Annotated in this window: 13 protein-coding genes; 4 read left to right on the forward strand and 9 right to left on the reverse strand. The window is 49.5% G+C overall.

The features are described from left to right. Positions 1-83: 83 nt before the first annotated feature. On the forward strand, positions 84-446 hold the full coding sequence (queD, locus tag GBAG_RS15945; protein WP_172588727.1) for a 6-carboxytetrahydropterin synthase QueD: 363 nt from the start codon (positions 84-86) through the stop codon (positions 444-446). A gap of 31 nt (positions 447-477) precedes the next feature. Here queD and queE read toward each other — a convergent pair whose 3' ends face one another. Further along, the gene (gene queE / locus GBAG_RS15950; RefSeq protein ID WP_034497975.1) at positions 478-1,149 is read right to left on the reverse strand and encodes a 7-carboxy-7-deazaguanine synthase QueE; all 672 of its coding nucleotides are present in this window, start codon (positions 1,147-1,149) and stop codon (positions 478-480) included. Positions 1,150-1,421: 272 nt separating this feature from the next. Between queE and GBAG_RS15955 the strand changes: the two genes are divergently transcribed. Genes GBAG_RS15955 through GBAG_RS15965 form a run of 3 tightly spaced genes read left to right on the forward strand, consistent with a single transcriptional unit; the run spans position 1,422 to position 3,711 of the window. Beyond that, positions 1,422-2,135, forward strand: a complete 714-nt coding sequence (locus tag GBAG_RS15955) for a nucleoside recognition domain-containing protein (protein ID WP_034497977.1) — start codon at positions 1,422-1,424, stop codon at positions 2,133-2,135. Continuing rightward, a complete protein-coding gene (locus tag GBAG_RS15960; RefSeq protein WP_034497979.1) occupies positions 2,128-2,595 on the forward strand; it encodes a YjiG family protein in 468 nt (155 codons plus the stop codon). Before GBAG_RS15955 ends, GBAG_RS15960 begins: the two co-directional genes overlap by 8 nt. 3 nt (positions 2,596-2,598) lie before the next feature. Then, positions 2,599-3,711, forward strand: a complete 1,113-nt coding sequence (locus tag GBAG_RS15965) for a M20 family metallopeptidase (protein WP_034497981.1) — start codon at positions 2,599-2,601, stop codon at positions 3,709-3,711. A gap of 41 nt (positions 3,712-3,752) precedes the next feature. On the opposite strand, the gene adhP is transcribed toward GBAG_RS15965, so the two are convergent. From adhP to rlmD, 8 genes are all read right to left on the reverse strand, one after another. Then, the gene (gene adhP / locus GBAG_RS15970; protein ID WP_034497982.1) at positions 3,753-4,769 is read right to left on the reverse strand and encodes an alcohol dehydrogenase AdhP; all 1,017 of its coding nucleotides are present in this window, start codon (positions 4,767-4,769) and stop codon (positions 3,753-3,755) included. A gap of 170 nt (positions 4,770-4,939) precedes the next feature. Next, the gene (eno, locus tag GBAG_RS15975) at positions 4,940-6,244 is read right to left on the reverse strand and encodes a phosphopyruvate hydratase (RefSeq protein WP_034497984.1); all 1,305 of its coding nucleotides are present in this window, start codon (positions 6,242-6,244) and stop codon (positions 4,940-4,942) included. A gap of 83 nt (positions 6,245-6,327) precedes the next feature. Beyond that, positions 6,328-7,968: a glutamine hydrolyzing CTP synthase gene (pyrG, locus tag GBAG_RS15980; protein ID WP_034497987.1), complete on the reverse strand. Its 1,641-nt coding sequence runs from the start codon at positions 7,966-7,968 to the stop codon at positions 6,328-6,330. Between the two features lie 225 nt (positions 7,969-8,193). Continuing rightward, positions 8,194-8,988 carry a nucleoside triphosphate pyrophosphohydrolase gene (gene mazG / locus GBAG_RS15985; RefSeq protein WP_034497989.1) on the reverse strand — a complete coding sequence of 265 codons (795 nt, stop codon included), beginning with the start codon at positions 8,986-8,988 and terminating at the stop codon, positions 8,194-8,196. Between the two features lie 395 nt (positions 8,989-9,383). After that, complete coding sequence (locus tag GBAG_RS15995; RefSeq protein WP_081908422.1) at positions 9,384-10,169, reverse strand: DUF4225 domain-containing protein; 786 nt, start codon at positions 10,167-10,169, stop codon at positions 9,384-9,386. Continuing rightward, positions 10,166-10,642 (reverse strand): Hcp family type VI secretion system effector, encoded by a 477-nt coding sequence (locus GBAG_RS16000; protein ID WP_034497993.1) that lies wholly within the window; start codon positions 10,640-10,642, stop codon positions 10,166-10,168. The genes GBAG_RS15995 and GBAG_RS16000 overlap by 4 nt, the downstream gene beginning before the upstream one ends. Positions 10,643-10,773: 131 nt before the next feature. Beyond that, entirely contained in the window at positions 10,774-13,002 is a 2,229-nt protein-coding gene (relA, locus tag GBAG_RS16005) for a GTP diphosphokinase (RefSeq protein ID WP_034497996.1), read from the reverse strand. A 57-nt stretch (positions 13,003-13,059) separates the two neighbouring features. After that, positions 13,060-14,385, reverse strand: a complete 1,326-nt coding sequence (gene rlmD, locus GBAG_RS16010; RefSeq protein ID WP_034497998.1) for a 23S rRNA (uracil(1939)-C(5))-methyltransferase RlmD — start codon at positions 14,383-14,385, stop codon at positions 13,060-13,062. Positions 14,386-14,436: the final 51 nt, after the last annotated feature.

A 14,436-nucleotide genomic window follows, 5' to 3' on the forward strand; every position in this document is an offset into this window, starting at 1 on the left:
ACTCCTGGGGCATGATTTAAGTTAATGCGCAAAATAGTGGATTCCGGTACTATGCGGCGGTTTTTCGCCCTACAGAGAAAGTAATAATGACCACCACCCTGTTTAAAGATTTTACCTTCGAAGCCGCTCATCACCTGCCGCATGTGCCGGAAGGCCACAAATGCGGTCGCCTGCATGGCCATTCTTTTATGGTGCGTCTGGAAATCACCGGCGAGGTTGATCCTTACACCGGCTGGATTATGGATTTTTCAGAACTGAAAGCGGCGTTTAAACCGACTTATGATCGTCTGGATCATTACTATCTGAATGATATTCCAGGTCTTGAGAATCCAACCAGTGAAGTGCTGGCAAAATGGATTTGGGATGAGATGAAGCCAATCGTGCCGCTGTTAAGCGCGGTGATGGTGAAAGAAACCTGTACCGCCGGGTGCGTGTATAAAGGTTAAAAGAAAGGCACCTTCGGGTGCCTTTCTTGTTTTATGCAATATTCAAATATTTGTGCGTCTGCATTGAAAGCCGCCAATTGCGGGCGATACATGTTTCAATGCACAGACGTGTGGCGTCTTCTTTCTGGCTGATAGGCTGAAGCGCAATCACGCGTTTTTTGTCATCCACCAGCGTTGCCAGCAATTCATCCAGCGCTTCAATATCACGCATGCGCCCAACCGGATGCTTGATTTCGTCCGCGCGTTCTAGCGCCTGAGAAAGCACATCGTAACCGCCACGCATATTCACTTTCGGAGAGACCGTAACCCAGGTTCCCGCAGTACAACGCACTTCGTGCGTGCCGCTGGTTTCTATCTGGCAACTATAACCGTGGTGTTCAAACAGTGAGGTCAGCGGCGTGAGATCGTGGATGCAAGGTTCGCCACCGGTAATCACCACATGACGAGCGGTGTAATCCTGACGCTGGAAAATAGCCAACAGATCTTCCGCAGTCGCGCTGCCCCATTTATCGGTTTCTTTGGTTTTAGCCAAAATGCTGAACAGAGAGACTTCACGATCCGCGAGTTTATCCCAGGTGTGTTTGGTATCGCACCACGCGCAACCCACCGGGCAGCCTTGCAGGCGAATAAAAATGGCGGGCACACCAGTAAAATAGCCCTCCCCTTGCAGGGTCTGGAACATCTCGTTAATCGGATACTGCATAGTCTTCTCAGAAATAGGTGTAAAGAGTAATTATCGCAGAAGTCACGGTTGAGGTCATGCGCAACGCGGCTGCTGCGGCATTTGTTCTAAAATAAGTCCCTAAGCCGACCCAATAACCACCCAACAAACAAGGTTATTGTGCTTATCATCACAACAATTACCCTTCTCTTCTCTCTATGCCTGACTGCTTGATCCCTGTCATATTCCGCTGCCCGCAACACACTTAGCATCGCCTGCGTATTGACCCCATCAATGACATAAGGAAATGATATATGGAAAGTTCGGTTCATTCAGGTGACCAACGCGTGGGGCCTGGCGCCTATATTGCGTTGCTGTTCGCAATGGTGTTCTTTTCTGGGCTGTTGGGTGGCAAGGAGTGGTATGGAGTCTTCGACTTCACCACATTAAACGGTGCGTTTGGCAAAGTCGTCACCGATGTCAATCTTTCGGGCGATGCCGTAGACGCGGCCAAAAGTGCTTTTCGCGGTAAGGGTGGGCATGGGGCAATGGACGGTTTCCTGTTCGCCTTTGGCCTGATTCCAGCGGTGATGTTTGCGCTGGGGATGATAAACGTACTTGAGCATTACGGTGCACTGAATGCGGCACGTAAACTGCTGACACCTCTGTTACGCCCACTTCTCGGGATTCCAGGTTCCACCGGCCTTGCGCTGATTGGCAGTCTGCAAAGTACCGATGTAGGCGCCTCGCTCACTCGCGTGTTAGCCGATGAAGGGCAGATAACCGACAAAGAAAAAACGATCTTCACGATGTTCCAGTTTTCTGCGGGCGCCATGATAACCAACTTTTTCTCCTCCGGTGCCGTGCTCTTTACACTGATTGCCATTGACGGAACGAGCGCTGTTCCAGCATCCATCGGCCTGTGCATCGCGGTGATGTTCATCATGAAAATCGTCGGGGCGAATGTGATGCGCCTGATTCTTAACGTCACAGAACGTAAGCACAGTGTGGAGGTGCAACATGGCTGATACCGCTAAACCGATGATCACCGATGTGTTCGTCGCGGGTGCCCGCAAAGGCTGGAATATCGCGACCACCAGCACCCTTCCTAACGTGCTGATGGCATTTATTATTATTTACGCTCTACAAATCACTGGTGCACTGAACGGCCTGGCCTGGATATTTGGCCCGTTGATGAAAGTTTTTGGCCTGCCCGGTGAAGCGGCTGCGGTTCTCATCGGTGGCTGGATGTCGATGGGCGGCGCAATCGGTGTTGCTATCACATTGTTTGAAAAAGGCATTCTCACCGGTGCGCATCTTGCCATCCTCGCCCCTGCCATTTATCTGATGGGCTCTCAAGTGCAATATGCTGGCCGCATCCTTGGCGTGGTTGGTATTCCGGCGAAACGTATCCCCTTAATGATCGCAATTTCGGTGCTGAACGCCTTTGGCGCCATGTTAATTATGCGACTTTTGATTCTGGAGTAAGATATGGATTTGAAACAGTACCTTCAAGAACTCAAAAAATTGGTCAATATCGACTGTGGCACGGCAACGATTGATGGCGTTGAAGAAGTCAGCCGCATCATTCAACAGTGGTATCACAACGAAAACTGGCATTGCGACCGAATCGCTCTCGGCGAAAAAGTTGGCCCGGGTTTATTTGCCACCAACAAACCAGACGCTGACCATTATGATGTGCTGCTGGTCGGGCATATGGACACCGTCTTCCCGGTTGGAACCGTGGGTGAGCGGCCGTTCACCATCGAAGGCAATCGCGCTTACGGCCCAGGCGTTTCAGATATGAAAAGCGGCCTGCTGAACATTCTCTGGGCATTACGTGAGATGGATAAAACGACGCTTCAGCGTTTGTCTATTGGCGTGGCAATGAACCCGGATGAAGAAACAGGATCGGCACATTCACATCACTGGATTGGTGAGCTGGCAAAGCGCAGCCGCTGCGTGTTGGTGTGTGAAGCCGCAAGGGCAGACGGTTCGCTGGTTAAAGCGCGTAAAGGCATCGCAGGATATAAATTAACGTTTAAAGGTGTGGCGGCGCATGCGGGTAACGACCCGGAAGCGGGCCGCTCCGCGATCAAAGCGCTGGCACGCGCGGTGCTGGAAATCAGCGATCTGGCAGATATGGCTAAAGGCACGACCATCAATACCGGCGTGATTTCAGGTGGTGTGGGGGCAAACATCGTGCCGGAGCATGCGGAGATGATTGTTGATGTCCGCTTCCAGGACAACGATGAATATGCGCGAGTCCACGCCGCAATCCAGGCTTATGGCCAGCGTGAATTTGAGCGTGATGTGAAAACGAGCGTTCACCAACAAGCGCACAAACCTGCGATGGCACCGACGGCTGATACCGAAGAGTTGATGCGAATTGTCGAGCAAGCGGGTGTTGCCGAAGGGATCGACGTACGTTGGAAATCGGTTGGCGGCGGTTCTGATGCTAACCACACAGCAGCGCTGGGCATCCCTTCACTGGACGGTTTCGGCCCGATTGGCGCGGGGTTCCACAGCGCGTCAGAATACCTGGAAATAGACAGCATTGTGCCGAGAATTCGTCTGCTTAAGCGGGTAATTCAGTCGCTTTAAAATCAAATGGCCGGGGAAATCCCGGCCAACCTGGACAACGCTTATTTCTTAGTTTTAAAATCAATAACCATACGGCCTTTGATTTTGCCCTCTTCCATTTCCTTGAAAATAGCATTGATATCTTCAAGCGGACGCATCGTCACTTTTGGCACAACTTTACCTTCGGCGGCAAACTGGAAGGCTTCAGTCAAATCCATGCGGGTTCCCACCAGAGAACCGACGACTTCGATACCATCAAGCACCAGTCGCGGAATGTTTAGACTCATAGACTCAGAAGGCAGACCGACCGCAACGATACGTGCACCAGCACGAACCGCATCGACCGCCGAGTTGAATGCCGCTTTTGCCACAGCCGTGACGACCGCCGCATGAGCACCACCTACTTTCTCCTGAATAACTTTGGCCGCATCTTCGTTACGCGAGTTGATGACTAAATCTGCTCCGCACTCTTTAGCAAAATCGAGCTGCGCATCATTAACATCAATGGCAATGACTTTGGCATTAAAGACATTCTTCGCATATTGCAGCGCGAGGTTGCCAAGGCCACCCAGGCCGTAAATCGCAATCCATTGACCAGGCTGAATATGGGAAACTTTCACCGCTTTGTAAGTGGTGACGCCCGCACAGGTTACGCTACTGGCTGCAGCTGATTCGAGGCCGTCAGGGACTTTTACTGCGTAATCGGCAACCACAATGCACTCTTCAGCCATACCGCCGTCAGCGGTATATCCCGCATTCGTTACGCTACGGCACAGCGTTTCGTTACCGGTATTACAATATTCGCAATTGCCGCATCCACGGAAGAACCAGGCAACACTTGCACGATCTCCCACTTTCAGCGACGTGACGCCGGGGCCAATGGACTTCACCACCCCGATCCCTTCATGGCCCAGCGTAATGCCGGTTACATCACCAAAGTCTCCGTTTTTCACATGTAAATCGGTGTGGCAAACACCGCAACACTCCATTGTCAGTAATGCCTCGCCGTGTTTCAGAGCACGAACGGGTTTATCTATGATGCCGACAGAGTGATCTTTGTTAACAACTGCAGCTTTCATGGCGGTCTCCTGACCTGTGAGTGAAATAACCCACTAATCCTGGTCGAGAGCACTGGCAACCGCAAACTGCATTCCTGGTTTATGCGAGAGTGGCTCAGGTTTGGTGAAAAATGCGCACAAAAAAACCCGCCGAAGCGGGTTTTTTAATCAGAATTTAAAGCTGTAACGAATTACTGACCTTTAACTTCTTTCAGACCGTTGAACGGAGCTGGTGTGCCCGCAGCAGCCAGTGCTTCTTCGATACGAATCAGCTGGTTGTACTTAGCAACACGGTCAGAACGGCTCATAGAACCAGTTTTGATCTGGCCTGCAGCAGTACCAACAGCCAGGTCAGCGATGGTAGCGTCTTCAGTTTCGCCTGAACGGTGAGAGATAACTGCAGTGTAGCCAGCATCTTTCGCCATTTTGATCGCAGCCAGAGTTTCGGTCAGAGAACCGATCTGGTTGAATTTGATCAGAATGGAGTTAGCGATACCGTTGTCGATACCTCTTTTCAGGATTTTGGTGTTAGTAACGAACAGGTCATCACCAACCAGCTGAAGTTTGTCGCCCATTACTTTGGTCTGGTATGCGAAACCATCCCAATCAGACTCGTCCAGACCGTCTTCGATAGAAACGATTGGGTACTGTTTGGTCAGGTCTTCCAGGAAGTGGGTGAATTCTTCAGAGGTGAAAGCTTTGTTGCCTTCGCCAGCCAGAACGTATTTACCGTCTTTGTAGAATTCAGAAGCAGCACAGTCCATAGCCAGAGTAACGTCTTTACCCAGCTCGTAGCCTGCAGCTTTAACCGCTTCAGCGATTACAGCCAGTGCTTCAGCGTTGGAACCCAGGTTTGGCGCATAGCCACCTTCGTCACCAACAGCAGTACCCATACCTTTAGATTTCAGAACTTTAGCCAGGGTGTGGAAAACTTCAGAACCCATACGGATGGCTTCTTTCAGAGTTTTCGCGCCAACTGGTTGAATCATGAACTCTTGGATATCAACGTTGTTATCAGCGTGCTCGCCACCATTGATGATGTTCATCATTGGCAGAGGCATAGAGAACTTGCCTGGGGTGCCGTTCAGTTCAGCGATGTGTGCGTACAGCGGCAGGCCTTTAGAGGCAGCAGCAGCTTTAGCAGCAGCAAGAGAAACAGCCAGGATTGCGTTAGCGCCGAAGTTGGATTTGTTTTCGGTACCGTCCAGGTCGATCATGATCTTATCGATGTTAGCCTGGTCTTTCGCATCTTTACCAATTACAGCCGCAGCGATCGGGCCGTTAACTGCAGCAACGGCTTTCAGAACGCCTTTGCCCAGGAAGCGAGATTTGTCGCCATCGCGCAGTTCCAGCGCTTCGCGGGAACCAGTTGAAGCACCTGATGGTGCAGCAGCCATACCTACGAAACCGCCTTCCAGATGAACTTCAGCTTCAACAGTCGGGTTACCACGGGAGTCGATGATTTCACGACCGATGACTTTAACGATTTTGGACATTAGATTTTCCTCAGTACAAGTTAAACTAAAACTCCAGACAAACAACGCGCGAAACATTCGCGCGTTGTCGTTCTAACTCTCTCTTACTTCGCCTGACGCTTCTGGAACTCACCGGCAGCTTTAACAAAGCCTGCGAACAGTGGGTGCCCATCACGCGGAGTAGAAGTAAATTCCGGGTGGAACTGGCAAGCAACAAACCACGGATGATTTGGCACTTCGATGATTTCTACCAGTTGGTCATCACCGGAACGGCCCGCAACGCGCAGACCTGCTGCTTCAATTTGCTTCAACAACATGTTGTTGACTTCATAACGATGGCGATGGCGCTCAGTAATTGTCGGTTCACCGTACATCTGGCGCACCAGACTACCATCGGTCAACTGACACTGCTGGCCACCAAGACGCATGGTACCGCCTAAGTCGCTCTTTTCAGTACGAACTTCAACGTTACCTTCTTCGTCGCGCCACTCGGTGATTAAGGCGACCACCGGGTATTTACAGTCTGGCACAAATTCAGTTGAGTTGGCGTTAGCCATGCCTGCAACATTCCGTGCGAACTCAATCAGCGCAACCTGCATACCTAAGCAAATGCCCAGATACGGAATGTTTTGCTCACGAGCATAACGCGCGGTGGCGATTTTGCCTTCCACACCACGGTAACCGAAACCGCCAGGGATAAGGATAGCATCCAATCCCTTCAGCACTTCTTCAGCACCGCGAGTTTCAACATCCTGCGAGTCAATCAGCTTGATGTTAACGGTCAGACGATTTTTCAAACCACCGTGTTTCAATGCTTCAATCACAGATTTGTAGGCATCTGGCAGTTCAATGTACTTGCCGACCATACCAATTGTGACTTCGCTTGTCGGATTCGCTTCTTCATAAATAACTTGTTCCCATTCGGACAAGTTAGCTTCAGGAACGTTCAAGCTGAATCGTTTACAAATATAATCGTCCAGACCCTGTGATTTCAACAGACCTGGAATTTTATAGATGGAATCGACATCTTTTAGAGAAATAACCGCTTTCTCCGGGACGTTACAGAACAATGCAATTTTTGCACGTTCGTTAGCCGGAACAACGCGGTCAGAGCGGCAGATCAGCACATCTGGCTGAATACCGATAGAAAGCAGTTCTTTTACGGAGTGTTGAGTCGGTTTAGTTTTCACTTCACCAGCAGCAGCCATGTATGGCACCAGAGTCAGGTGCATATACAGGGTGTGCTCACGACCCACTTCAACCGCCATCTGACGAATCGCTTCGAGGAACGGCAGGGATTCGATATCGCCTACAGTACCGCCGATTTCAACCAGCACGACATCGTAGCCTTCGCCACCTTCAAGGATGCGTTCTTTGATTGCGTTCGTGATGTGTGGAATAACCTGAACAGTCGCGCCCAGGTAGTCGCCACGGCGCTCTTTACGCAGAACTTCTGAGTAAATACGGCCAGTGGTGAAGTTGTTACGACGTGTCATTTTGTTGCGAATGAAACGCTCGTAGTGACCTAAATCAAGGTCGGTTTCAGCGCCGTCTTCTGTAACGAACACTTCCCCATGTTGAATAGGGCTCATGGTACCCGGATCGACGTTGATGTACGGATCGAGTTTCATGATGGATACGTTGAGGCCACGGGCTTCGAGAATAGCTGCGAGGGAGGCTGCGGCAATGCCTTTACCCAGAGAGGAAACGACCCCGCCGGTCACAAAAATATAGTTCGTTGTCATGCTGAACCTGAAGAGTTAGGTTTAAAGACGATGGAAGTACCAGGACGGGAAAGTAGTATACCCGAACAGTATCGGCGCCACAAACTTTCATTCTGTCTGCAAAGCCCTGACCTCGCGCTTTGTCAGGGCAATGAAAATAGCCCGTTTGGCATAAATGTTTTTGACGTAAATCAAGCGCTTGTTAAATTGGAATTGCCATAAAAAGCGCTTGACCACAAAAACGCGTTAAATTTCAGTTTCCTGGCGTTTAACCTGCTGCCAGACTTGTTCCATGATTTCCAGGTCAACTCCGGTCATTGTCAGGCCCCTGTCGGCAATAATCCTTTCCACTTCGCGGAAACGACGCTCAAACTTCAGGTTAGCTTTTTGTAATGCCGTCTCAGCTTTGGTGCCTAAATGGCGTGCTAAATTGACGGTAGCGAACAATAAATCGCCGACTTCTTCTTCCAGTTTGGCTTCATCAACAACGGCTTGTTTTGCCTCATGCATCACTTCGTCGATTTCTTCATAGACTTTGTCTAAAACTGGGCCAAGCGTGGTCCAGTCAAAACCCACCGTCGAACAACGTTTCTGGATTTTATGCGCGCGCATCAATGCAGGTAATGCGTGAGGAATATCGTCTAATGCCGAATGCTGCGCTTTTTCCGCTCGCTCATCACTTTTGATTTGTTCCCAACGCTCTAACACTTCGGCACTGTTTCCGGCGGTGCCGTCGGCAAAAATGTGCGGGTGGCGGCGTTCGAGTTTGTCGCTGATAGCTTTGCAGATATCGTCGAAATCAAAGCGCCCTTCTTCCTGCGCCATTTGCGCGTAAAACACGACCTGGAACAGCAAATCACCCAGCTCACCACGTAAATCGTCAAAATCTTCGCGGTTGATGGCATCAAGCACTTCGTAGGTTTCTTCCAGCGTGTAAGGCGCGATGGTAGCGAAGGTTTGCTCACGGTCCCATGGACAGCCTGTTTCCGGGTCACGCAAGCGCTTCATAATGCCCAGTAGGCGGGTAATTTGAGAGGACATATCGGCTCTATTTTTGTCAAATTTGTGGCTATCTATAGCAAAAAATGAGGTCGAGTTTCAATGAAATTACTCTTTCCACGTTTTTTTAGGTTGAGTCAAAATGTTAAAAAAAAGAGGAAGAATCATGCCATGAATCCATACAAAAAAAGTTGAGATATACATAATCCAGTCGTCATTTAAATATACGTTCAGATTTGATAGTAAACCATAGGGGAATGTTCCATATTTCAAAATATGGAATTGCGTGCCACCAAGAATCATGACAGAGATCACATACACAACCACAAATAATGAAGTATTAAATTTCACAGCATAAACGAAACACATCCCCTGTATCACAACAAACACAACCGAAGTAATGAGATACAAAAACAGAAAAAAAACATCCTCCATCATTATTCCTTTTCTAAGCCAGCTATCGTTGCACTATCTGAGGAGATTTCAATCGTTAGTTCGGACGGTGTCATTTTTTTGAAAGCATAAATTTTATCTTGGTTCATATATCGGAATAATCGCCACGCTTCTGGTTTGTTCACTTTGGTAAGTAAACCATTTACAGATAACCCAAGGTCAACCACAGCAAAAGCATTTTCGCCCTGTTTTTCAGTAAACCCCGCTTCTTTTGCGACGATCTGATAAACTTGTTTCACATAACCGACTTTTTCTTTTCGATATAACAAATAATATCCATTTTCATACATATTATTTGTACCGTGGGCAATAAGAGTTCCTCCAAACGCTGCACAACCTAGCCCTAACGTCCCCGCACAAGCACCATATCCCGCTATAATTTGTGTTCCCCCACCCACAAAACCGATTTGTTTGATGACTAGTGTCTTCCAACCATTGCGCTCAGTTTCAGCCTCCTTTTCAGCTTCAATAATGATCCATTGCTGCACTCGTTGAGCAAAGAGGTCGTCACTGGATTTTTTAAGGTAATTATACTCTTGCTGCAATACATAAGTCGCAGCATTCAAAGTTATTCGGCCTTCGACAAAAGCCGTTTCACTCTGTGATATTAACTGTTGAACCTCTGCCAGGAAGCGGCGTTTTATATACGACTGTCGCAGGTAATTTCGCGCCACATGCTCACCCAAATTCTTAAGCTGTAACGATAATCGGTGTAATGTCTGAAAGGAAAAACTGTTTTCAATTTCAGAGGGAAATCTCGCATCTGTCATACGCGATCTTCCCAGAAACTATACCCGCAAGTTCCAGCCGCATGGTGTTCCCAGGTAATATCGTTATAGCGCAGCGAAATAACCTCCTCAGGCTGAACCTCGCTTTGCGTTACTGAGTGTGGGTAATCAATAAACATTTCAACAATCACTGCGCGATTAATTTTTATGGTGAAATATTTTTCCTGCCGTCCATGTGAAGCCGTACGATAAAAATCTATAACGAGTGTTAATTCTTCCTGATTAGATATTGCCACGCCCAGTAACGGTGTCGCTTTATCAATGGCTTTTATCAGTGTGACTGGGAGGTGGTTAACATTTTTGTCGCAAAGAATATGATGTTTGAATGAAAGAAGTTGAATTTGATCGGCATGAGATAACTGGCATCTGTTACCAATCGACTCTATCGATGAACAACCTTGTGAAATAAGACCCTGTTTATTTCCTGTCAGACTCATATAAATAGAATGTGCCATGGCTAATCCTTTAAATGGACACGAAGAATATACTTTACTCAGCTCATAAGGAAAAACAACGGCATAAATATATATGATTAACTATTATTAAATAAGCAGCGGATATATTTCCGCTGCTATGAAACAATCAATCAACCGTGCAATCGCCTGGCGTCGATAATATCAGGCACCTGATTCAGTTTGCCCAATACCCGGCCCAGCACTTGCAGGTTGTAGATTTCGATATTCATATCGATGGTCGCCAGTTGCTGTTTGGTGTCGCTGCGGCTCGCAACGCCCAATACGTTCACCTTTTCATTCGCCAGAATGGTTGTGATATCGCGCAACAAGCCGCTGCGGTCATTGGCGGTAACACGCACCACCAGCGAATAACCGCTGGAGTAGCTTTCGCCCCACACCGCATCAACGATACGTTCTGGCGCGTGTGATTGCAGTTCCGCAAGCTGGTCGCAGTCGGCACGGTGAATAGAAATACCGCGCCCCTGAGTAATAAAACCAACAATCTCATCACCCGGAATCGGCTGGCAGCAACGTGCGATGTGGTGCATCAGGTTGCCAACACCTTCCACTACCACGCGTCCATTATCTTTGCTGCGCGATTGTGGCGTGTAGGATTTCTTCTCGAGCTGGCGTAGGGCTTGCTCATCCTGTTCAGCCGCCGTTGGCTTATTAAACTGCGCTTGCAGGTAATTACTCATCTGGTTAAGACGAATATCCCCGCCGCCAATGGCTGCTAATAATTCTTCAATGTCATTGAAGTTGTAGCGCGGCAGTAATGACTTTTCGGCTTCTTTCAGGCTAATACCCAGATGTTCAATTTCATCATCTAGGATCTGACGCCCGGCCAGAATGTTTTTATCGCGATCTTGTTTACGGAACCAGTTGTGGATTTTGGCACGCCCACGGCTGGTAGTGATGTATCCGAGGTTCGGGTTTAACCAGTCACGGCTTGGGTTCGGCTGCTTCTGAGTGATGACTTCAATTTGATCGCCCATTTGCAACTGATAGGTAAACGGCACGATGCGCCCACCGATTTTCGCGCCAATGCAACGATGCCCGACATCGCTATGAATATGGTAGGCAAAGTCCAGCGGCGTAGAGCCTGCCGGTAAATCCACCACGTCGCCTTTCGGCGTAAACACATACACGCGGTCGTCGAATACCTGACTGCGCACTTCGTCCAGCAACTCGCCGGAGTCGGCCATTTCTTCTTGCCAGGCGATCAGTTTACGCAGCCATGCGATACGATCTTCATGACCTGAACTTCCGCTCTTGGCATTGCCTTCTTTGTATTTCCAGTGCGCCGCCACACCCAGTTCCGACTCTTCATGCATCTGCTTAGTACGGATCTGAATTTCAATGGTTTTGCCGTTTGGTCCCAATACTACGGTATGAATCGACTGATAACCGTTCGGTTTGGGGTTGGCAACGTAATCATCGAACTCGTCAGGCATATGGCGGTAATGCGTGTGCACGATACCGAGCGCTGCGTAGCAATCCTGCAAACGTTCAGCCACCACGCGCACCGCACGCACGTCAAACAACTCGTCAAAGGCGAGGGATTTCTTCTGCATCTTGCGCCAGATGCTGTAGATGTGTTTCGGACGGCCATACACTTCAGCCTTCACACCCTCTTCTTTCATCGATTTACGCAGCGCACTAACAAATTCGTCGATGTAATGCTCGCGGTCTATTCGACGCTCGTGCAGCAATTTGGCAATACGTTTGTATTCATCAGGATGCAGATAACGGAAGCAGTAATCTTCCAGTTCCCACTTGAGCTGGCCAATACCGAGGCGGTTGGCAAGTGGTGCATAAATATTGGTGCACTCTTTTGCAGCCAGGACGCGTTCGTCTTCCGGCGCGTCCTTCACTTCACGAAGGTGTGCGATGCGTTCGGCAAGTTTGATGACCACGCAGCGGAAATCATCGACCATCGCCAGCAACATGCGGCGAACGTTATCGACTTGTTCAGCAGAAACGGAATCGGTGTGGGCCGCTTTCAGTTGGCGAATAGCCGCCATGTCGCGAACACCATGAATCAGCGTCACAACCTGGTTATCAATGCTTTCGCGCATCACTTCTTCGGTCACGACGCCTGCATCTGCCAGCGGGAACAGCAAAGCAGCGCGTAGGGTGTCGTTGTCCATGCTCAACATCGACAGAATTTCCACCATCTCGACGCCACGCCATAACAGCAGCTCTGCGTTCGGGTGGCCTTTCGTCTGTTGCTCGCAATACCGCCAGGTTTCGGCTAAGCGTTCACATGACTGCTGGTTAGTGATCCCGAGGCTCGCAATCCATCTGTCGGGCGCAAATTCGCCAGCTTTATTGAGATGTGCACTTCTTACCGCAACCATTGTCCATCCTCTTCGGTGTATACCCTACGCCTTGAACTTTATCGGGTATGTATCAAATCACTCGACCTGATCTAACCGCTCAAACAGCGCCATTGACTCCAGGTGCCCTGTGTGCGGGAACATATCCAGCATTGCCAGTTGGCGCAGTTGGTAGCCTGCAGCCAGCAATGCCTCGCTATCGCGGGCAAGCGTGGTCGGATTACATGAAACATAGACCACTCGCGTTGGCGCAAGTGAAATCACATGCTGCATGACACCCGGCGCCCCCGCGCGTGCGGGGTCGAGCAATATTTTGTCAAAACCTTGGGCAGCCCAGGGCTGACGAGTCACGTCATCTTCCAGGTTTTCATGGAAGAATGTGACATTTTTCAGTGAATTACATTCTGCATTATATTCAGCTTTTGCCACCAGCGCAGCAACGCCTTCCACTCCAACAACACTTTCAGCGCGCGTGGCAAGCGGGAGCGTAAAGTTTCCCATTCCACAGAACAGGTCCAGCACGCGGTCGGTTGGCTTAATATCCAGCCATTCAATAGCACGCGCCACCATTTGCTGATTCACGCCATCATTCACCTGAATGAAATCACGCGGACTGAACGTTAAGCGTAGTCCGTCTGAATGATAGCTGGGCTGTACGTCATCCAGGGCCGTGAGTGTCTCACTGTCAGGCGCGAAAAACAGATCGACGCCATGAGAATGCGAAAAGCGTTCCAGTTTTTGCCTGTCATCATCATTCAGAGCATCTAAATGACGCAGCACCATCAGCGGGCCATTATCGGCATGAACCAATTCAACATGCCCTAAACGGCGAACGGCTTTTAAACTGGCTAAACATTCGTGCAAAGGTTCTAGCAGCGCTTCAAGCTGGGGCACCAAAACTGGGCAACGCTGGATATTCACCAGTTCGCTGTCCTGAGATTTACGAAACCCCATTTGCAACGTCTGTGTTTTCGCCAGGTAATTCAACCCCAAACGTGCACGACGACGATAACCCCATGGTGTCCCAGAAATTATTTCGTCCACCACCGCCGGGTTTTCACGCTTGCCCATCATGCGGGCCAGCGCCCTGGATTTGGCTTGTTGTTGCAGTTCGATGCTGGCGTGTTGCTGCTGGCAGCCGCCACAGACACCAAAATGCGGACAACGCGGTGTCGCACGTTGCGGGCTATCGTTTAAACGCCGCTTAACTTTAGCCTGAGCAAAGTTACGTTTATCTTCAGTAATGGTAATGTCGACCTGTTCACCAGGCAGTGCGCCCTGGATAAAAAGCGCCTTACCGTTGTGGCGTGCGACGCCTTGGCCAAACGGGTCAAGGTCGTTAACCGTCACGGTTATGATCTGACGAGTCGTAACCCGTCGCTTTGCAGAGTAGAATTGCGCCATGAGCCAGAATGCTCTCTCAAAATATTAACTATTGCTTCAATTGTCCCATAT

This window comes from Buttiauxella agrestis ATCC 33320 (assembly GCF_000735355.1).
GTDB classification, from domain to species: Bacteria; Pseudomonadota; Gammaproteobacteria; order Enterobacterales; family Enterobacteriaceae; genus Buttiauxella; species Buttiauxella agrestis.

Bases quoted from the DNA above. Each gene is read 5' to 3' on its own strand.
- eno (WP_034497984.1), bottom strand. From the start codon at position 6,244: ATGTCCAAAATCGTTAAAGTCATCGGTCGTGAAATCATCGACTCCCGT.
- GBAG_RS16000 (WP_034497993.1), bottom strand. From the start codon at position 10,642: ATGGCACATTCTATTTATATGAGTCTGACAGGAAATAAACAGGGTCTT.
- GBAG_RS15995 (WP_081908422.1), bottom strand. From the start codon at position 10,169: ATGACAGATGCGAGATTTCCCTCTGAAATTGAAAACAGTTTTTCCTTT.
- adhP (WP_034497982.1), bottom strand. From the start codon at position 4,769: ATGAAAGCTGCAGTTGTTAACAAAGATCACTCTGTCGGCATCATAGAT.
- GBAG_RS15965 (WP_034497981.1), top strand. From the start codon at position 2,599: ATGGATTTGAAACAGTACCTTCAAGAACTCAAAAAATTGGTCAATATC.
- rlmD (WP_034497998.1), bottom strand. From the start codon at position 14,385: ATGGCGCAATTCTACTCTGCAAAGCGACGGGTTACGACTCGTCAGATC.
- pyrG (WP_034497987.1), bottom strand. From the start codon at position 7,968: ATGACAACGAACTATATTTTTGTGACCGGCGGGGTCGTTTCCTCTCTG.
- relA (WP_034497996.1), bottom strand. From the start codon at position 13,002: ATGGTTGCGGTAAGAAGTGCACATCTCAATAAAGCTGGCGAATTTGCG.
- mazG (WP_034497989.1), bottom strand. From the start codon at position 8,988: ATGTCCTCTCAAATTACCCGCCTACTGGGCATTATGAAGCGCTTGCGT.
- queE (WP_034497975.1), bottom strand. From the start codon at position 1,149: ATGCAGTATCCGATTAACGAGATGTTCCAGACCCTGCAAGGGGAGGGC.
- GBAG_RS15955 (WP_034497977.1), top strand. From the start codon at position 1,422: ATGGAAAGTTCGGTTCATTCAGGTGACCAACGCGTGGGGCCTGGCGCC.
- GBAG_RS15960 (WP_034497979.1), top strand. From the start codon at position 2,128: ATGGCTGATACCGCTAAACCGATGATCACCGATGTGTTCGTCGCGGGT.